19 protein-coding genes are annotated in these 17748 nt (G+C 59.0%); 7 read left to right on the top strand and 12 right to left on the bottom strand.

From position 1 onward, the window contains the following. Positions 1 to 46: 46 nt before the first annotated feature. The 7 genes from AC2444_RS31625 to AC2444_RS31595 all read right to left on the bottom strand — a co-directional run bounded on the left by AC2444_RS31625 (position 47) and on the right by AC2444_RS31595 (position 5556). On the bottom strand, positions 47 to 877 hold the full coding sequence (locus AC2444_RS31625; RefSeq protein ID WP_128449959.1) for a shikimate dehydrogenase family protein: 831 nt from the start codon (positions 875 to 877) through the stop codon (positions 47 to 49). 4 nt (positions 878 to 881) lie between these two features. Then, entirely contained in the window at positions 882 to 1943 is a 1062-nt protein-coding gene (locus AC2444_RS31620) for a Gfo/Idh/MocA family protein (protein ID WP_128449958.1), read from the bottom strand. 58 nt (positions 1944 to 2001) lie between these two features. After that, positions 2002 to 2766: an amino acid ABC transporter ATP-binding protein gene (locus AC2444_RS31615; protein ID WP_128449957.1), complete on the bottom strand. Its 765-nt coding sequence runs from the start codon at positions 2764 to 2766 to the stop codon at positions 2002 to 2004. Positions 2767 to 2819: 53 nt separating this feature from the next. Then, a complete protein-coding gene (locus tag AC2444_RS31610; RefSeq protein WP_012763515.1) occupies positions 2820 to 3461 on the bottom strand; it encodes an amino acid ABC transporter permease in 642 nt (213 codons plus the stop codon). Between the two features lie 10 nt (positions 3462 to 3471). Then, complete coding sequence (locus AC2444_RS31605; RefSeq protein ID WP_003553649.1) at positions 3472 to 4140, bottom strand: amino acid ABC transporter permease; 669 nt, start codon at positions 4138 to 4140, stop codon at positions 3472 to 3474. A gap of 31 nt (positions 4141 to 4171) precedes the next feature. Continuing rightward, positions 4172 to 4615 carry a type II 3-dehydroquinate dehydratase gene (gene aroQ / locus AC2444_RS31600; protein WP_128449956.1) on the bottom strand — a complete coding sequence of 148 codons (444 nt, stop codon included), beginning with the start codon at positions 4613 to 4615 and terminating at the stop codon, positions 4172 to 4174. 110 nt (positions 4616 to 4725) lie between these two features. Further along, positions 4726 to 5556: a transporter substrate-binding domain-containing protein gene (locus tag AC2444_RS31595; protein ID WP_128449955.1), complete on the bottom strand. Its 831-nt coding sequence runs from the start codon at positions 5554 to 5556 to the stop codon at positions 4726 to 4728. A 250-nt stretch (positions 5557 to 5806) separates the two neighbouring features. Here AC2444_RS31595 and AC2444_RS31590 point away from each other — a divergent pair, with 250 nt between their 5' ends. Then, entirely contained in the window at positions 5807 to 7702 is a 1896-nt protein-coding gene (locus tag AC2444_RS31590) for a bifunctional sugar phosphate isomerase/epimerase/4-hydroxyphenylpyruvate dioxygenase family protein (protein WP_128449954.1), read from the top strand. 110 nt (positions 7703 to 7812) lie between these two features. Here AC2444_RS31590 and AC2444_RS31585 read toward each other — a convergent pair whose 3' ends face one another. Both AC2444_RS31585 and AC2444_RS31580 read right to left on the bottom strand, forming a co-directional pair. Beyond that, a complete protein-coding gene (locus AC2444_RS31585) occupies positions 7813 to 8487 on the bottom strand; it encodes a GntR family transcriptional regulator (RefSeq protein ID WP_128449953.1) in 675 nt (224 codons plus the stop codon). A 74-nt stretch (positions 8488 to 8561) separates the two neighbouring features. Beyond that, a complete protein-coding gene (locus AC2444_RS31580) occupies positions 8562 to 9230 on the bottom strand; it encodes a GntR family transcriptional regulator (protein ID WP_128449952.1) in 669 nt (222 codons plus the stop codon). Between the two features lie 571 nt (positions 9231 to 9801). Between AC2444_RS31580 and AC2444_RS31575 the strand changes: the two genes are divergently transcribed. Continuing rightward, positions 9802 to 11400: a Fic family protein gene (locus AC2444_RS31575; RefSeq protein ID WP_128449951.1), complete on the top strand. Its 1599-nt coding sequence runs from the start codon at positions 9802 to 9804 to the stop codon at positions 11398 to 11400. A gap of 16 nt (positions 11401 to 11416) precedes the next feature. Here AC2444_RS31575 and AC2444_RS31570 read toward each other — a convergent pair whose 3' ends face one another. Both AC2444_RS31570 and AC2444_RS31565 read right to left on the bottom strand, forming a co-directional pair. Then, the gene (locus tag AC2444_RS31570) at positions 11417 to 11665 is read right to left on the bottom strand and encodes a hypothetical protein (protein WP_128449950.1); all 249 of its coding nucleotides are present in this window, start codon (positions 11663 to 11665) and stop codon (positions 11417 to 11419) included. Between the two features lie 273 nt (positions 11666 to 11938). Continuing rightward, the gene (locus AC2444_RS31565; RefSeq protein ID WP_128449949.1) at positions 11939 to 12457 is read right to left on the bottom strand and encodes an NUDIX hydrolase; all 519 of its coding nucleotides are present in this window, start codon (positions 12455 to 12457) and stop codon (positions 11939 to 11941) included. Between the two features lie 140 nt (positions 12458 to 12597). Here AC2444_RS31565 and AC2444_RS31560 point away from each other — a divergent pair, with 140 nt between their 5' ends. The 3 genes from AC2444_RS31560 to AC2444_RS31550 all read left to right on the top strand — a co-directional run bounded on the left by AC2444_RS31560 (position 12598) and on the right by AC2444_RS31550 (position 15413). After that, entirely contained in the window at positions 12598 to 14046 is a 1449-nt protein-coding gene (locus AC2444_RS31560; RefSeq protein WP_245461279.1) for a CYTH and CHAD domain-containing protein, read from the top strand. Between the two features lie 145 nt (positions 14047 to 14191). Continuing rightward, positions 14192 to 14698: a LapA family protein gene (locus tag AC2444_RS31555; protein ID WP_245461278.1), complete on the top strand. Its 507-nt coding sequence runs from the start codon at positions 14192 to 14194 to the stop codon at positions 14696 to 14698. 415 nt (positions 14699 to 15113) lie between these two features. Next, positions 15114 to 15413, top strand: a complete 300-nt coding sequence (locus tag AC2444_RS31550) for a hypothetical protein (protein WP_128449947.1) — start codon at positions 15114 to 15116, stop codon at positions 15411 to 15413. A gap of 201 nt (positions 15414 to 15614) precedes the next feature. Here the strand turns inward: AC2444_RS31550 and AC2444_RS31545 are convergent, their stop codons facing one another. Further along, the gene (locus AC2444_RS31545; protein ID WP_017996800.1) at positions 15615 to 15917 is read right to left on the bottom strand and encodes a hypothetical protein; all 303 of its coding nucleotides are present in this window, start codon (positions 15915 to 15917) and stop codon (positions 15615 to 15617) included. A gap of 137 nt (positions 15918 to 16054) precedes the next feature. Between AC2444_RS31545 and AC2444_RS31540 the strand changes: the two genes are divergently transcribed. Together AC2444_RS31540 and AC2444_RS31535 are read left to right on the top strand one after the other, a co-directional pair. Then, positions 16055 to 16285 carry a hypothetical protein gene (locus AC2444_RS31540; protein WP_012763524.1) on the top strand — a complete coding sequence of 77 codons (231 nt, stop codon included), beginning with the start codon at positions 16055 to 16057 and terminating at the stop codon, positions 16283 to 16285. A gap of 481 nt (positions 16286 to 16766) precedes the next feature. Next, positions 16767 to 17597 carry an MBL fold metallo-hydrolase gene (locus AC2444_RS31535; protein ID WP_012763525.1) on the top strand — a complete coding sequence of 277 codons (831 nt, stop codon included), beginning with the start codon at positions 16767 to 16769 and terminating at the stop codon, positions 17595 to 17597. Positions 17598 to 17748 lie beyond the last annotated feature (151 nt).

Here is a 17748-nt window from a genome sequence, read left to right as displayed (position 1 = left end):
CCGAAAACCGCTCACACGCTTTTCGCCATCACGCTCCAAATGCGCATCATCCGAGTTTGGCGATTGCCCGCAGATTGTCGGCCGTCGTCGTCGGGAATTCAAAGAATTCGAGATAGGCGGGGATCTGTTCGAACAACATGTCCGTGCCAACCTGAAATGCACAGCCGCGCGCCCGAACCGCCTCGAGAAAAGGGGTTATCTCCTTGGTCATCACGACTTCGCCGACGAAGGTCGAGGGCGAGATGCGGTCGATATCGATCGGCAGCGGGTCACCGCGCCGCATGCCGAGAGGTGTCGCGTTGACGACGATGTCGAAACCTTCAGGATCGGCGGAGCCGACTGTCACTTCAAGCTGCGGATAGTATTTCCTCAGCCTGTCCAGCAGCGCGGTCGCGGTCGCATCTTTGGCGTCGAAGATCGCCAGATGCTCCACCCCGGCCTGTGCCAACGACGCCGCAATCGCCGAGCCGACGCCGCCGGCACCGGCAATGAGCGCACGCGCTCCTTCGACTTGTTTGCCCTTGCGCAATACACCCCGAACGAAGCCCTCGCCATCGAACATGTCACCGATCAGCCTGCCGTCCGAACCGAGACGCACTGCATTGCACGAGCCGGCGACTTTGGCGTTGGTCGACGTTTCGTCGAGCAGCGCCATCGTCGAAATCTTGTGCGGCATGGTGATCAGAGCACCGTGGATATTGGATAGTCGGAACAGAAGTTTCAAAAATACTGGATAGTCCGCCGGCCGGCAGCCCATCGGCACGACGACGGCATCAATTCCGTTCTTCTCGAAGTACGGATTGTAGATCAGCGGGGCCTTGAAGGACTCCGTCGGATAGCCGAGGTGCGCGATGAGTTTGGTCGTCCCGGTGATCATGTGGTCAGACTTTCTGGGGATCGGAAGAGGCGTTGGAGAGGTGGATCATCTGTCCCGCGCCCGCCGATCTCTTGATCGCCTCGACGACCCTGAGCGTGGCAAGGCCCTCGCGGCCACTCACCAGAGGCGTGGTTTCGCCACGAATGACGTCGCAAAAATGTCTGAGCTGAACGCAAAGGGGATCGGCTGCTTCATAAGGCACGCGCTCCTCGGCAAGTGGCTCCAGCCAATCGGGCCTCGAAAGGCTTGTCCACAGCGTCAGATCTGGAATTCCAAGTGAACCCTTGGTGCCGCCGATCTGGTAGCAGAATTGATCGTAATGGGGAAAAGCGGGGTTTTCGCCGGTGGTCGTCTCCCAGCTCCAGGGCGCGGCCACGGCATCACTACCGTTAAGGGTGGCAAGCACTCCGTTTGCGAAACGCAGCGTGACGACAGCCGTATCCTCGACGGCATGGTTCCGCACGGCGCGGGATTCCATCGCATGGACGGCTTCGACCTCGCCGAAGAGATATCGGAAGAGATCGACATCGTGGATCAGGTTGACGAAGACCGGACCGGCCCCTGCTTCGCGCCGCCAGGGGATGTCGAAATAGTCGCCGGGCTTGGCGACCCAGAACGTGCCGTGCACCGTGATGATCCGGCCAAGCCTTCCGCCGTCGACGATTTGCTTGACCGCCTGGATCATCGGATTGTGGCGCCTGTGATGGCCAATCAGCAGCGGTATGCCCGCCTTCTCGCCGGCGGCAACCAGTCCTGCGGCAGCATCGACATCGTCGGCGATCGGTTTCTCGATCAGGACAGGGATGCCGGCGGCGACGATCTCCATTCCGTTCTCGACGTGGAGCTGGTTCGGCGTTGCGACGATCACGCCGTCAGGCATGTCTTCGACGCGGATGTCTAAGAAGCTTTGGTACCATCTGGCGCCGACAGTCTCGGCAAAGTCGCGACCGGCGGCGGAAGGATCGATCACCGCCGAGAGAACGGTTCCGGGCTCGGACATGACACGCTCGACGTGGCGCCTGCCGATCAGGCCGGCTCCCATGACTGCAATCTCCAGTGGCTTCATTGCCGGCTCCTGGAATCCGCCAGAGGTATATTTGTCAGACGCATCGACCTTGAGCCCCTTATTTCCGCAGGATTTCTCCAAGGAATTTCCTGGTTCGCTCATGCTGTGGGTTTGTGAAGAACTCGGCCGGCGGGGCTTCCTCGACAATCGCGCCGCTGGCCATGAAGATCACGCGATCGGCGACCTGGCGGGCAAAGCCCATTTCGTGGGTGACGCAGATCATCGTCATGCCCTCATCGGCCAGCCCGATCATGGTATCCAGCACCTCCTTGACCATCTCCGGGTCAAGCGCCGAGGTCGGCTCGTCGAACAGCATCACTTTCGGCCGCATGCAAAGCGCGCGGGCGATGGCGACGCGCTGCTGCTGGCCGCCCGAAAGCTGCACCGGATATTTGTCGGCCTGCTCCAGGATCTTGACCCGCTCAAGCAGCCCGCGTGCCCGTTCCTCGGCCTCCGCCCTACTGATGCCGGCTGCCTTCATCGGCGCCAGCATGCAGTTCTGCAGCACGGTCAGATGCGGAAACAGATTGAACTGCTGAAAGACCATGCCGACCTCACGACGGATCGCATCGATGGTCTTGGCCTGATTGCCGAGAAGAATCCCCCCGACGCGGATTTCACCTTTCTCGTAGGTCTCGAGATGGTTGATGCAGCGAATGAGCGTCGACTTGCCGCTGCCGGAGGGCCCGCACAAGACGATCCTCTCGCCGCTGCGAACAGATATGTTGATGTCGCGCAGGGCTTGAAAAGCGCCATACCACTTCTCCACCCGCTCCATGGTGATCATGGTTTCCGCGCCCTGAGCGTGACTGGGACTGGTCATCGGTAGAACTCCATATTGGCGGGCTGGACCGCATCGAAGACGAGGGATGCGGATCAGCGCGCGGAGGCGGCGAACCTTCGTTCGAGGCGGGCGCCAAGAATCGTCAGTGGGCAGCACATCAGGAAATAGAGAATGCCGACGACGCCGAAGACCGTCAGCGGTTGGAAGATCTGGTTGGAGATGATGTTGCCGGCCCGCGTCAGCTCGGTGAAGCCGACGATCGACGCAAGCGAGGTGCCCTTGATCAGCTGCACCAGGAAGCCGATCGTGGCGGGTAGCGAAACGCGCAGCGCCTGCGGCAGGATGACATCCTTCATGCGCGAGATGTATCTGAGGCTGAGAGCCTTTGCCGCTTCCGTCTGGCCGCGCGGAACCGCTTCGATCGATCCGCGCCAGATCTCGCCGAGATAGGCACTGGCATGCAGCGTCAGCCCGATGGCGACGGCCACCCAGGAATCGAGCATCAGCCCCACCAGCGCCAGGCCGTAATAGACGACGAAAAGCTGCATCAGCAGCGGGGTTCCCTGGAAGACGGCGATATAGCCGGCCGTCAGACGTTCCAGCAGCGGTATGCCCGAGGCGCGCGCAAGAGCGACGCCGAGCCCCGCGATGCCGCCGCAGACAAAGCCGACGGCAGACAGGAGCACGGTCCATTTCAGGCCGATCAGGAGGAAGACGAATTCTTCTTGACCCATGGAATTCCTCCTACTTGACCGGATATTTGAAGTAGCGCGCCGAAAACAGCGCGAAGATGCGCATCATCAGCCAGGAGATCACGAAATAGAAAACCGTGACGGTGAAGTAGACCTCGAAGCTGCGGAAGCTCTCCGATTCGATGCGCTGCGAAACGGACGTCAGCTCGTAGGCCGAGATCGCCGAGGCGATGCTGGTGGTCAGCGTCAGGAGGACGAACTGGCTGGTCAAGGACGGATAGATCGCCCGCAGTGCCGGCTTGAGAATGATCAGCCGAAAGACCTGGGCCTTGTGCAGACCAAGGGCGAGACCCGCTTCCATTTGACCCTTCGGGATCGACTGGACGCCGCCGCGGATGATCTCGATGGCGTAGGCGCCGCCGTTGATGCCAAGCGCGATAATCGCCGTCGGCGTCGGATCCAGCCTGATGCCCGTCAGCGGAAGCGCGAAGTAGATGAAGAAGATCTGCACCAGAAACGGCGTGTTGCGGATCAATTCGACGAAGGCGATGACCAGCCATCGTGCCGGCTTCAGAGCAGAGTCGCGCAGCGCAACGCCGCCAATTCCGATGACGATCGCCAGCAGCATCCCACAAATGGCAAGCAGGAATGTCCCGAGGCAGCCGAGCAGAAGGTTCGGCAGGCCATCTATGACCGGGGTGAAATCCAACTTATAATTCATGGCGATCCTTCCGGTCCGTCTTCCTGAAAATTCAGTCCCGCTTGACCATTCCAGCCATCGCCTGAATAGCCAGTTCATAGCCATCGGCTCCAAAGCCGATCATGATCGCCGTGGCAACGCGCGAGATCAGCGAATTGTGGTAGATGCTCTCGCGCGCATGGACATTGGAGATGTGCAGTTCGATCTTCGGCGCATCGAACATTTTCAAGGCATCGAGAAGAGCGATCGATGTGAAGGTATAACCGGCTGGATTGATGATGATGCCACAAGCATCGGTCCGGGCCTGGTGCACGCTCTCGACCAGTTCGCCCTCGAAATTGGTCTGCCGAAACTCGACGTCGAACCCCAAAGACCTTGCCTTGGCGACGCATCGTTTGTTGATGTCGGCTAGCGTCGTGGTCCCGTAGATTGCCGGCTCGCGCTGACCGAGAAGATTGAGATTCGGCCCATTGAGCACAAAAATTGGCTTGTTCATGATCGCGCTCCCGGACGCGGGCCGAAGCCGGTCTCGAAACATGATGGTGGCGTTGGCGGGCATCACCAGGGATGCCCGCCTCCTCGACTAAACGCTCGATTTATGAGCTTTCACTTCGCCGCGAACGGAATGCCTTCCAGCGTTTCCGGGAATTCCGGTACCGGAACCTTCATCCACTTGTCGTAGACGGCCTTGAGCTCGCCGTTGGCCTTGATCTTGTCGATGAACATATTGAGCGCCGCATTGATTTCCTTTTCGCCGAGACGCGTGCAAGCACCGTTGTAGAGCTTCTGGAATTCAAGCTTGTTTTCGAATTCGCCCGGACGGGCCTTCTCCAGCCGGTCCATGTAGAAGATGTTGCCGCCAAGCGTTTCGACCTGGCCGGACACCAGGGCCTGGACGCTTGCGGCGTCTCCGTCATAGCGGCGGATGGTGGTGCTGGGCGGCGCGTTCTTGGTGACCTGCGTGTCCTGAGCAGCTCCCTTGGCGACGCCGACCGTGAACTTGGCCATGTCGGCATTCGTTTTGATCTCAGCCTTTTTCGGACCGATCAGGACGATGGCATTGGCAACATAGGGCTTGCTGAACTGCACGGCTTTTGCGCGATCCGGCAACATCGCCATCGTCGCGAATAGAACGTCGACTCGGCCGGCCGTCAGTGCGGGAATGCGGTTGTTGACTTCAAGCGGCACGAACTCGACGGAAACGCCGAGTTCCTTGGCAAACAGCGTTGCGATGTCGGCGTCGAGGCCGTCCTGCTTGCCGCCGCTGGTCACAAAGCCCCAAGGCGGATTGTCGCCCTGAATTCCGACGATGATCTTACCACGAGCCTTGATTTCATCGGGCGTGACGGCGGCGGCCGGCTGCGCCAGGGTGACGGCTGCCACGAGGGCGGCGGCTCCGAGCATCGCGTTTCGACGCGTTAGCATAGACTTGAACATGTAATTTCTCCTCCTTGGAACGGTCCATGGACCGGACAGCCAACCTCACCTTTTGACTGTGAGAGGAATGATTGCCAGAGACGGAAGCGCAAATCAACAGAGTTTTTTAAAATCATATGAGAATTTATAATAAGACACGCTATTTGAATTCCTCACGACATTTGCCATAATAGTAGCGAGCGGTTTTTTGGAACGCATCATCGTGTTCGGCGCTCGTTTTATCTCGCACAGATATCGGAAGGGCTTTGACATGAGGACCTCGATTGCGACTGTAACGATCAGCGGCGAACTTTCCGAGAAGCTCGAGGCGATCGCCCGAGCGGGCTTCGACGGCGTCGAGATCTTCGAAAATGATTTCCTCGCCTTCGACGGAAGCCCGGCCGATGTCGGAAAACTCGTCCGCGATCATGGCCTGGAGATCACCCTGTTTCAGCCGTTTCGTGATTTCGAGGGCATGCCGGAGCAGCTGCGAAGCCGAACGTTTGATCGCGCGGAACGGAAGTTCGACGTGATGCAGCAGCTCGGAACGGAGCTGGTGCTGGTCTGCTCCAACGTCTCGCCGGCAGCCATCGGCGGCATCGACCGGGCGGCGGCGGACTTTCACGAACTCGGCGAGCGTGCCGCCCGGCGGGGACTGAGGGTGGGCTACGAGGCGCTTGCCTGGGGCCGCCATATCAGCGACCACCGCGACGCCTGGGAGATCGTCCGTCGCGCCGATCATCCGAATATCGGTCTTATCCTCGACAGCTTCCACACTTTGTCGCGCAAGATCGACGTCAATTCGATCCGCTCAATTCCCAAAGAGAAAATCTTCATCGTCCAGCTTGCCGATGCCCCTGATATCGACATGGACCTGCTCTATTGGAGCCGCCACTTCCGAAACATGCCAGGGGAAGGCGATCTTCCCGTCACGGCGTTTACCGAAGCCGTCGCGGCAACAGGTTATGATGGCTATTTCTCCCTGGAGATCTTCAACGACCAGTTTCGAGGCGGTCTGTCGCGGGCGATTGCCGCCGATGGCCACCGCTCGCTGATCTATCTTGGCGATCAGGTGCGCCGCCATCTCGGCATCGGCAGCATGACCGGAGCGGCGATGCCGGAAAGGCCTTCCGTCAAGGGCGTCGGTTTCGTCGAGTTCGCCACGGACGAGGAAGACGAGGTCGAGCTGGTTGCATTGCTGCGCACCCTCGGTTTCAAAAGGACGGCAATCCACCGCACGAAGAAAGTCTCTCTTTTCGAGCAGGGCGAGATCCGGATCCTCGTCAATGTCGATGAGGCAGGATTCGCGAACGCGGCTTACGCCGTTCACGGCACTTTTGCCTATGCCATGGCCCTGGTCGTCGACGATGCCGCAAAGGCCTATGAGCGCGCGCTCGCCTTGGATGCCGAGCCATTCACCCAGCCTGTCGCGGACGGTGAACTCGAGCTGCCTGCCATTCGGGGTGTCGGGGGCGGGATCGTCTATCTCATCGACGACAAGAGCGCATTGGGTCGCTTCTCCGAAATCGACTTTCAGCCGGTCACGGACGATACCGACGCGCCGTCCGCGGGGCTGTTGCGCGTTGATCACGTCGCCCAGACGGTCGGTTACGATGAAATGCTCACCTGGCTTCTGTTCTACACGTCGATTTTCGAGACGCGGAAGACCCCAATGGTCGATATCATCGATCCGGCCGGAGTGGTGCGCAGCCAAGTCGTCGAGAACGACACCGGGGCGCTGCGCATTACCATGAACGGCGCCGAGAATCGCCGCACTCTGGCGGGACATTTCATCGCCGAAAAATTCGGGGCCGGCATCCAGCACCTGGCGTTTTTGACCGACGACATCTTCGCGACCGCCGAAAGCCTTCGTGTTTGCGGTTTCAGATCGCTGCACATTTCGCCGAACTACTACGACGACGTCGAAGCACGCTTCGGCCTCGATCCGGCCCTGACCGAGCGGTTGAAGGCGGAAAACATCCTCTATGACCGCGACGAGCATGGCGAATATTTCCAGCTCTATAGCGGAACCTATGGAGAGGGGTTCTTCTTCGAGATCGTCGAGCGCCGCGGCTACCGCGGCTACGGCGCCCCGAACGCGATTTTCCGGATCGCCGCCCTGAAGAAACAGATGCGTCCGGAAGGAATTCCGAAAGACGACTTTTGAGCCATGGTTAGGGGCGGCTCAGCTTTTCATGAAAGCGCAGAGCCGCGCGCTAACCTTTTCTTTTGCGCTTCCGGACGGAAAACCGCGTCGCACTTTTTGCTGGAATTTCTCTATGTGATCCGGCCGCTCTTGAGCACATAGTCCACGCCGCTTTGAACGTGCCGTCTGACGACGTCGGTCGCGCCAGCGACGTCGCGCCGAATGGAAAGTTCAAACAAAACCCTGTGGTCATCGACGACGGGCTTTCCGCGAAAACTCTCGGCCAGCATATGGTAGCGGAGAAAGCGGTCGAAGACGGACGACAATGTCGCCATCAGCGTCGCTGAATTGCAGGCCGAGACGATCGCCTGATGGAACTCCCAGTCGTATCGAACCCAGTCGACCGTCCGTGAGACGTCGCCGGCAAGGAGCTTGCGTTCCGCGGCAGCCAGCCGGTGATGGGCGGCGACGATGCGCCCCTCCCATTCAAGATTTCCCGCAGCGAAGGCAAGGCCGATCGCATGTGTTTCCAGAACAATCCTGAGGTCGGCGAGCTCCAGAAGTTCGCGGCGCGAAGCAGGGCTGACTTCAAAACCGCGCTGCCCCTCGGCAACGACGAGGTTTTCCGTGGTCAGACGGCTCAGGATTTCGCGCAGCGATGAAATGCCGATGGAGTAACGCTCCTTGGCCTGCTCCAGCTTGATCTTGGCCCCCGGCGGCAATGTCCCCGATATGATATCCTCGCGGATCTGCCGGAAGACGACATCGCTTACTGTTTCAGCCGGGTCGTGGACTTGCTTGAGCATGGCTTTTCCTGGTTTGGCCGAAATGCAATTTACGTGGTGGATCTAAAGCTCGAATTGGAACCTCCGGACAATTTCTATCTCAGCGTCCCTCTCGCCAGCGCATGTTCGACCCCGCCCTCAATATGCAGGGCAAGCACCCGCTTGGCCGTCTCCGCGTCCCGTCGCAATGCCGCATCCAAAAGCTGCTGATGTTCATTGGCTGCGACATCGCCTCGATAGGACAAGGCAACCATCTGATATCTGAGATATCTGTCGAAGATCACCGAATGCGTCTCCACCAGCAGTTTCGACCCGCAGGCAGATATCAGGGCTTGGTGGAACTCCCAGTCGTAGCGCTTCCAGTCCTCAGCTCTGCTGGTGTCGCCGGTTGCCATCACCTGTTCCATCCGCGCCAATTTGTAATGCGCCGATACCAGCGGAGCTTCCCACTCCACGTCGCCATGCACGAACGACTGCTCCAGCGCATGTGTTTCCAAGAGAAGCCTCAGCGCCGCCGTCTCCTTGAGGTCTGAAACCGACACCGGAGACACTTCGAAACCTTTCTGTCCCTCGGCGAGGACAAGCCCCTCGGAGGAGAGCCGGTTCAGCACTTCCCGAAGTGTGCTGATGCTGGTCTCGTAGGTCTCCTTCAGGCTTTCCAGTTTCAACTTTTGTCCGGGAGGCAGCCGGCCAAAAATGATGTCGGCCCGAATGCGCCTGTAGCTGCTCTCGGCGATGGTCTCGTTGATAATCGGCGGCAACATCGCGAGTCTCTTATATTTCCCGTATCGTCGGATATATCGCTTTCTGGCATCCTAAAGCAAGGAAACATTCCCACAAATCGGATGCACAATTTTCTCATATGATGGTGGTTTTCCCGGAGATGCAGGCGAAAGGGGGTAAACGCAATACACGCGCCATAAGTCGTTTCGGCTAGGCTCTTCGCGTAACCCGCAAGATCACATGGCACTAACCGGGAATTCTGGGAATTACCGCGTCACTTTTGTTGATGAAATCGGAATTGTTTTTGGCGATTCGCATCCAAGTTCGGTAATTGAACTGCCCCGGCCCTCAGCGAAGGCGGCCCGCTCAGACGATGTGCAGGCTCCGAAATGCCATTTCCTTCCGAGGAATAATCATTCGGCGACACAGGCCTGCGATTCTAATCGTTTGGCGACTTCAGTAATAATACTGCGACATTTCATTCAATATCGCCCGAATAACTGTTTGGTGACATAGTTGGCGCATTCTAATCGTATCGCGACATCGGTAATTGAACTATGCAGGATGACGGCGCATATAACCGTTTAGCGACGGTTACGCGGGGATGATCAAATGCCTAGCAATCCGGCCAATCCAAGGGTCTTCAAGGAGTGGATTATCCCAGTCGGCTCAGAGCTGGCTGGATATTCCGCGCTGATCGCCATGTACGGGGTCGACGCGCCTGTCCGCGCGCCTTCCGTCGTTGCGAACGCTTCGGTCAGGGGAGGAAGGAAGCATCAGGACGGCTGGACGATCTTCGACAAGCGGTTCATGCCGGAAAATTCCCTGGCAGGCCAGCTCGCGTTTGCGTTCAGGAATGAGCAGACCGATCTCCTTGTTTTGAAGCGGCTGTTCCAGAAGGTCTCCGCTCACGATATAGCGCCCATAGTTGAGGCTGCGCCGACTGGCGCGACCACACGCAGGATCTGGTTTTTCTACGAGTGGCTCACGAACGAGAGGGTTCCCCTTCCTGACCTGGATCAAGGCAACTACGTGGAGGCTCTGGATTCAAGAGAGTACTTTACCTCGCAGCCTGTCAATTCGCCACGCCACCGGGTGCGCGACAACCTTCTTGGAACACCGTCGTTCTGTCCAGTGCTCCGCCGGAGCAACTTCCTTTCGGAAACCGTCGACCACCGCTGGAACGAGGCTGCGAAGGAACTGATCGGCAAGATAGACAGGCAGGTGATCGCCAGAGCTGCGAATTTCCTTCTGCTGGCCGACAGCCAAGCCACCTACCAGATCGAAGGGGAACGCCCTCCACGCAACCGACTTGAATTGTGGATGCGCGCGGTCGCTCAAGCAGGGCGCAGACCGCTGTCAATAGACGAACTGGTGCGTCTACAGCACATCGTCATCGAGGAAGACCGGTTCATAAAGCGCGGACTACGCGACGCCGGCGGGTTCATCGGCGGCCGCGACTGGAATAACGATCCCAGCCCTGAGCACGTGCCCGCCCGGCACGAGGATGTCGCCGATCTTCTCCAAGGGGTGATCGCCTGCGGCGAGCGGATGGCAAAGAGCGACGTCGACGCAGTCTTGCAGGCGTCGGTCATGGCATTCGCCTTCGTCTTCATCCATCCGTTCGAGGATGGCAACGGGCGACTTCACCGGTATATGATCCACCACGTACTCTCCGAGCGCGGCTACACTCCGACGGGCATGATCTTTCCTGTATCGTCAGTGCTTCTGAAGCGTCAGGCCGAATACGGCGAGGAACTTCGAGCCTTCACTGGACCACTGCTCCAGTTCGTTGAATGGGTGCCTACCGACAAGCAGAACGTCCGCGTGATCAACGACACCGCCGATCTCTACCGCTTCGGAGACTATACCGAGATCACCGAGTTCCTGTACGAATGCGTCGTGACTACGATCGAGCACGACCTGCCAAGGGAGATCGAGTATCTCGCCCGTTTTGATGAAGCAAAGGGGCGGATACAGAGCTTCATCGAGATGCCTGATGGGATGATCTCCTCGCTGATCAATTTCGTGCGGCAGAACGACGGCGTCCTGGCGAAGAAGCGCCGCCGGCGGGAGTTCGAAAAGATGACAGACCTCGAAATCGAGGCGGCGGAAGCGGTCGTGCGCGACGTGTTCGAGATGAACGTTCCGGAAGACGGCCCCGAACTGCTGGAACAAGTCGATCCACCGGCCGCACCGGGCCGGCGTTGAGAAGCTGTACTGCCCGTCAGGAAAAAGACGGGGCAGCGCACAGCTCCACCGGTGCATCGTCCCCGCCCTCCTGAAACGCCTGGCGGAGTTCGCTCCACACAGGATTCGGAAACGACCACTTCCCCGCATACGGCCGCCATCCAAAGAAGATTCGAGCCTCCTCCGACATATCCGCCCGTATGGATTCAATCTCTTCGACAACGGCCGTATCCTTACGGAGGAACGGCAGGTTTCGCGACATCCGGTGCAGGTCGTCCTGCGCCATCGACAAGTCTTCGTCCGCGTCGATGGAGTCCTGATCGGGGAACTAGAAGACCTGCGCCGCGGCGACGCCGTTCCGGTAAGGGACATGCCGGAGGTCGTCGAGGATCCCGTCGGCCGCCGCCCGATCGAAGCGGGTTCGTCCCCTAGTCCGGAACAAGGCGGTCTTCAGCCGTTCGAAGGGGGCGGCGTCGCTGGCATCTCGGCATGAACGGTGTTCTCAACGCTTGGCCAGCCCGCACGCCCGACGTTTCGTCCCGGACGGCGATCGCCCGCTTCATGTCGTCGTCGAGCCGCAGGAAGATCTCCGCCTGCTTGTCGGTGATCGCCACCTTCCCGCCATTGGAAGGCGCCCTTCTAAACTTGCGAGTAGCATCCGCAAGCCCGGCTGCGCCGCTTGCCGCAGCGCGCTCTCCAAGGGGAACCATCGCGTCTTTCGGACATCCTTCTCCGGAAACTTGTCCGCTATCCTCGAGACCTGAAGAAGGTGGACGGCCACGTGGTATTGGTTGGGACTCGTGTCCTTCCGGTACGAAAACGTACCGAACACGGTCTTGTCGACGACGCCTTCGACCCCGGCCTCCTCGAACGCCTCTCTCAGCGCCGCGGCGCTGCTAGTCTCACCCTCGTCGAGGTGCCCCTTCGGAATTCCCCATCGACCGTTCCGTCGGCTGCCCACAAAAAGGATCTCAACTCGACCGTTTTCGTTCCGACGGTAGCACAGAGCACCAGCCTGCGCGACATCGCGACCAGACTCGGTTTTCGTAAGTTCCATCTGGGCGTTTTCGTTGAGCATCGTCCGCCTCCGGTTTCGAAGCCCGCGCAAGCTAGCTGGGCAACGTTGAAGAGTCCAGTTTGCTTCATCACGTCGTGACGCGACCGAACTATGACAGGACCTCCAGCGTTGATGAGCGTCCAATCAGAATGGAGCCCGCCTTGCCATCGGAAATCGAAATCAAGCTCGACCTCTCCAACGAAGCCCTTGAGCGCCTTTTGGGTTCCGATCTTCTCGGAGGGCCTGACGAGGCACTGCAACAGTCATCGACCTACTTCGAGACAGACGATCGTCGGCTGTCGCAGAAAGGGTTCTCTCTGCGTATCCGCTCTACCGGCGCTTCCAACGTCCAGACTGTGAAGGCATCCGGGCCGGCGAAATCACTGTTTGTCCGTTCAGAATGGGAGACTCCCATTGAAGGCAATGAACCCGTCCTCGACCATACGAGCCCGCTCATAAGCGAGTTCGGACCGGAACTTGAGGTGGAGGCCGCTTTCACCGTGTTCATTGAGCGCCGCGTCTGGAAGTTCGAATTGAATGGCTCTCGGCTGGAGGTGGTCGTCGACCGGGGAGACCTTGTGTCTGGCAACAGGCGCTCGCCTGTTCAGGAAATCGAGGTCGAACTCGAGGACGGCGATCCGAAGAACCTCTTCGTATTCATTCGCAAGATCGACGCGATCGCACCTTTCCGGTTCGGAATTCAGTCCAAGTCCGAACGGGGTCTCGCGCTTCTGGACAGGCAGCAATTCATGTTCAAGGCAGAGCGCCTCGATCTCGAGCGAAACATCAAGGCATCTGCCGCCTTTCGAGAAATCGCCGCATCCTGCTTTCGGCAATTCCGTCTCAACGAAGATATCCTTCTCCAGCGACGAAATTCGGAAGCCCTTCATCAGGCGCGGGTAGCTCTGCGGCGTCTCCGCTCCGCGTTCTCGCTGTTCAAGCCGCTCTTGGAGGGCGACGAGCCGAGTGGGCTGCAGAGGGAGTTTCGGTGGCTCGCCGGCGTCCTCGGCGAAGCGCGTAATCTCGACGTCCTGCTGACGAAGGCGAAGGACCCCGACCTTCGGGCCCAGCTCAAGGATGCCCGCAACAAGGCGTACGGTGACGCCGTCGAGGCGCTGGAGTCGGCGAGAGCGCGCGCGCTGATGCTCGATTTCAACGAGTGGCTTCACTGTCACCTCGATCGCGCTGGTGGCAGCGCAACTTCCGAGGACGCGTCGGTTTCGGAGTTTGCCGCGAGGGCCCTCGACAAGATGCGGAAGAAGCTGAAAAAGCATGGCAGTGCGCTGGCCGAGACCGACGACGAGCATCGTCACCAGGTTCGCAAGGATGCTAAAAAGCTTCGCTACGCGGCCGAGTTCTTCGGATCGCTGTTCGACGACAAGCGCGGCGCCCGTCGGCACCGGAAATTTATCGCTGCGATGGGGGATCTGCAGGACCATCTTGGAGCATTGAACGATCTGGCAACGGGACCGGGCGTGCTCGAGCAGCATGGACTGGCCGACCACCCTGCTCGCGATTCTGTCGTTTTCCACGATGACAAGAATGCGTTGATCCACATGGCCCAGTCCTTAGTAGACGAGGTCATCGACACCAAGCGTTTCTGGCGCTGACATGAGGATGCCATTAACCTTACGCGAAGATCTGGTGAACAGCATCCCCGCGGTACCAGAAGGCGTATGGGTAGGTCCTCCGCTGGCGGGGTAGGATCATAACCACGTCGTTGGTGAGCCCGATCGTTGCGAAAGGCAAATTCTCATGGACCCATACATCTCCGCCCTGATGGGCCTTGCCGGCGTCGTTATCGGCGGTCTCGCCTCGTTCGCCACCGCCTGGATGACGCACCGTTCACAAGTGAGGGAAAAACAGCGAGAGCTCGAGGCCGCCAAGCGGGAAAAGCTTTTTTCCGACTTCATAGCTGAAGCGACGCGACTTTACGCCGATGCGATAAGCCACCAGAAGGGCGATGTTTCCGATCTCGTGCTACTTTACGCACTGGTCGCCCAGATGCGTCTGATCTCGTCGAGACGGGTCGTGGATGCAGCCGAACTGGCGATGGCAAGGATCGTCAAAACCTACCTGACCCCCAATCGCTCGCTTTCGGAAATGCGGGACCTTGCGCATTCCGGCGCGATGAACTTTCTCCTGGATTTCAGTGAGGCTTGCCGCGCGGAACTGGCGACGGGGCGAGCAGCCTCGGGAATGATGTTCCATGCACCTCGCGGACTAAAACACGCTCAACATCCCACGCCTTCACTTTCATAACCCAACAAATCACCTGTCGCCGTCATTGCGGAACCTAACACTGGCGCCCTCGTTGTGACATCATGTCTGAAACATATAAAACAACCACAGCAGGAATCTTCCAGCGCGATACCTTGAAGCGCTTGGGACCACGTTTGCGTGGGCTGCCAGAATTCTCATTGCCCACCGACTGCGAAGATGTTTTCGGGGACTTACTGAAAAAGCTGGACGCTGCGGCGAGAGAAAACCAGGCACCAAGACATTCAGGTTTGACCGGCTGACGCCTTGATCAATCTCATAAGACAGCCGAGTTGATGTCGTCCAGCGTCATTCCACCGCATGTTCGCCGATGGCGGCGCTCGATTCACACTTTCAGGATGGATCGCCGACGGCGCCGGCAACCAGGAACTTCCGGTCGCGACGCCGGTTAACCAGGATGCCGTATCTCGTCGAAATCCTCCTTCCAGTTTCACACCCTCGTGGGAGCCGGCCGAACGTCAACCTTGTCCGGGACGAACTCACGGCGAAGTTCGGCGGGGTCACCCTTCACGTCGACTCACCCGCCGAAGGACTGTGGCGCGACGACGGCGAAATCGAGCAGGACCGCATCGTTGTCGCCGAATTAATGACCCCTGATCTCGACCGCGCCTGGTGGTCGTCCTACCGCAAGAAACTGGAGGCGCGGTTCCGTCAGGAGGAGATCGTCATTCGCGTGATTGAAATCGAACGCCTTTGATTTTCTTCGCAACCATAACCATCGTGAATCGGCCTCGTTTGCCGATCGTAAGGTGGAAACGCATGCGCGAATATTGCCGCCCATGATAGTTCCCGCAATCGTTAAACAGAACAGCACGGTAGGTAAGCCAGGCCCCCGCTATACTCTACAGATCACCTGAGCGTTCAACCGCCGCTTTGACATCGCCCTGGCCGCCGGTCCCTACTGTCCGAGCCACTGATACTCGGCAATGGACGCCTTGCCCGACTTCTTGTCGTACAGACAGATGAGGTTCACTAGCTTCTTCGACTTCGAGCTCTTCTCGCGGAGAAGAACTGCTACCTTGCCAGTCGCATCGTCGAAGACCACCGGCGCGGTCGCTTCCGGTGACACCATTCGCGACTGACCGATGCAGGTCCCGTTCGCCTTCGCGAACAGTGCGTTCCATGCGCTGTCGCTGGAAGCACTGGCGAACTGGGTAAGGGCAAGCAACGTTGTCGTCGCGACCAATGTGGTCTTCAGCATGTCAAACTCCTCATTTCATTCAGAATCACGCCTCGGCGTGGCGGGTGTTGATCGCGAAAAAGGATGGCAGGATCACGACGGCGGCGGGTGGAACCGCGTCGGCGTCTGCGAGTTCCTTCTCCAGAAGGAGAACCAACATGACGACGAACTCAATCCCCAGTTCCGCCAAGCTTCCTCCAAAGTCGCTGAACGAAGACACGCAGGACGACGAGCTTCCAGAGATCAACGTCGACGAACAGCGCGCCCCGCCCGTGAACATGGGCAACAGCCGCGAGGCCGGTGACGGCGTCGCCGACGCCGAACCAGAGACTGGTCGGTCCGATGCGAAGACGCGCATCCCCGCGCCGCAGACGGCAAACCGCGAGTGACGATGTCGAAGGTCAGCACCGGCCTAAACGACCGCCCGAAGGATTCCACGATAGCGCAGAGCGGCCCGCCCTATAGTTGAACTTAGACCAGACGTTCCAGACAAAGCCGCGAGATGCAAAATGAAAGAAGGCTGATTGTCAGAGCCCAGTCAGCCGTCGTTGGATATAGCGGTCCCCCCAACCTTCGGAACTGGATTTTCGGCTCGACAGGGCGGCAATTGTTTTTTCAATCGCGCGCAACCATCTAATAGGCATGACTTACGGGAAAATGTCCCCGCCCTGAGCAGCGCGTATACCGAAAACCAACCATACTGGCTTGCTTTCCGAACCGAAAGCCGATTGCTTAGGAAAATCTACTTCTTCTTCCGCTATCGGTTGGGAGAATACAAAGGGGAACAGACAAACCCGTGGAATTCTGCTGCTTCGCATCGGGACGAACTATGACTACGATGGCGATGCGGGAAGGCCGGTTTGAAGAACGATGACGACAGAACTGTTTCAGGTAAAATTTTGGGGCGTCCGCGGCAGTATTCCCGTGTCTGGCCCCGAGTTCGATCGCTACGGCGGTAACACTTCCTGCATCGAGATTCGCTGCGGAGAACATCGGATGATCTTCGACGCGGGCTCCGGCCTGCGCGAGGCGGGGCTGTCGTTGCTCGCCGACAGCGTCAGCGACGTCGACCTGTTCTTCAGCCACTGCCATTACGACCACATCATCGGCCTGCCCTTCTTCAAGGCGATCTATTATCCCTCGATCAACGTCAACATCTGGTCCGGCCATCTCGATGGCAAGATGAGCACGCGGGAAATGGTCGAGCAGTTCATCAGCCCGCCCTGGTTTCCCGTCAAGACCGACATCTGTCAGGCGACGATGAATTTCAGCGATTTTCATGCCGGCCAGGTGCTGAACCCGCGCCCGGGCGTCAAGATCAAGACCTTCATGCTGAACCATCCGGGCGGCGCCATAGGCTACCGCATCGAATGGCAGGGCCGTTCGGTCGCGCTCATCTACGATATCGAACATGATCCCGGCAACTACGATCCAGTCTCGCTCGAAATGATGCAGGACGCCGATCTCGTCGTCTACGACTGCACCTACAATGAAGACGAGATGCAGCGTTTCAAGGGCTTCGGCCATTCGACCTGGCAGCACGGTACCGAGCTCGCGAAGATCGCGGGCGCCAAGCGCTTCGCGCTGTTCCACCACGCTCCCTCCCGCACCGACGAACAGCTGGCGCAGATGGAAACGCAGGCGCAGGCGGCCTTCCCCGAATCCTTTGCCGCGCGCGACAATCAGATCGTGATGATCTAGCAGGCCGCTGAAGCCGCCTTCATCTCGTCCAGTCTGACGCTCTTCGACAGAGTATCCTATTCGTCGAGCCGAGCAGGCCTGCGACGTCACGACGGAACAGATGCCCGGCCGGACCGTTTTCCCGGCAGCGAAAAATCAACGAAACAGGGAT

This window comes from Rhizobium sp. WSM1328 (genome assembly GCF_057653715.1).
The sequence above is the reverse complement of the archived record's forward strand: the minus strand, read 5'-3'. Positions and strand labels throughout refer to the sequence as shown.

Bases quoted from the DNA above. Each gene is read 5' to 3' on its own strand.
- AC2444_RS31625 (WP_128449959.1), bottom strand. From the start codon at position 877: ATGATCACCGGGACGACCAAACTCATCGCGCACCTCGGCTATCCGACG.
- AC2444_RS31620 (WP_128449958.1), bottom strand. From the start codon at position 1,943: ATGAAGCCACTGGAGATTGCAGTCATGGGAGCCGGCCTGATCGGCAGG.
- AC2444_RS31615 (WP_128449957.1), bottom strand. From the start codon at position 2,766: ATGACCAGTCCCAGTCACGCTCAGGGCGCGGAAACCATGATCACCATG.
- AC2444_RS31610 (WP_012763515.1), bottom strand. From the start codon at position 3,461: ATGGGTCAAGAAGAATTCGTCTTCCTCCTGATCGGCCTGAAATGGACC.
- AC2444_RS31605 (WP_003553649.1), bottom strand. From the start codon at position 4,140: ATGAATTATAAGTTGGATTTCACCCCGGTCATAGATGGCCTGCCGAAC.
- aroQ (WP_128449956.1), bottom strand. From the start codon at position 4,615: ATGAACAAGCCAATTTTTGTGCTCAATGGGCCGAATCTCAATCTTCTC.
- AC2444_RS31595 (WP_128449955.1), bottom strand. From the start codon at position 5,556: ATGTTCAAGTCTATGCTAACGCGTCGAAACGCGATGCTCGGAGCCGCC.
- AC2444_RS31590 (WP_128449954.1), top strand. From the start codon at position 5,807: ATGAGGACCTCGATTGCGACTGTAACGATCAGCGGCGAACTTTCCGAG.
- AC2444_RS31585 (WP_128449953.1), bottom strand. From the start codon at position 8,487: ATGCTCAAGCAAGTCCACGACCCGGCTGAAACAGTAAGCGATGTCGTC.
- AC2444_RS31580 (WP_128449952.1), bottom strand. From the start codon at position 9,230: ATGTTGCCGCCGATTATCAACGAGACCATCGCCGAGAGCAGCTACAGG.
- AC2444_RS31575 (WP_128449951.1), top strand. From the start codon at position 9,802: ATGCCTAGCAATCCGGCCAATCCAAGGGTCTTCAAGGAGTGGATTATC.
- AC2444_RS31570 (WP_128449950.1), bottom strand. From the start codon at position 11,665: ATGGCGCAGGACGACCTGCACCGGATGTCGCGAAACCTGCCGTTCCTC.
- AC2444_RS31565 (WP_128449949.1), bottom strand. From the start codon at position 12,457: ATGCTCAACGAAAACGCCCAGATGGAACTTACGAAAACCGAGTCTGGT.
- AC2444_RS31555 (WP_245461278.1), top strand. From the start codon at position 14,192: ATGGACCCATACATCTCCGCCCTGATGGGCCTTGCCGGCGTCGTTATC.
- AC2444_RS31550 (WP_128449947.1), top strand. From the start codon at position 15,114: ATGCCGTATCTCGTCGAAATCCTCCTTCCAGTTTCACACCCTCGTGGG.
- AC2444_RS31545 (WP_017996800.1), bottom strand. From the start codon at position 15,917: ATGCTGAAGACCACATTGGTCGCGACGACAACGTTGCTTGCCCTTACC.
- AC2444_RS31540 (WP_012763524.1), top strand. From the start codon at position 16,055: ATGACGACGAACTCAATCCCCAGTTCCGCCAAGCTTCCTCCAAAGTCG.
- AC2444_RS31535 (WP_012763525.1), top strand. From the start codon at position 16,767: ATGACGACAGAACTGTTTCAGGTAAAATTTTGGGGCGTCCGCGGCAGT.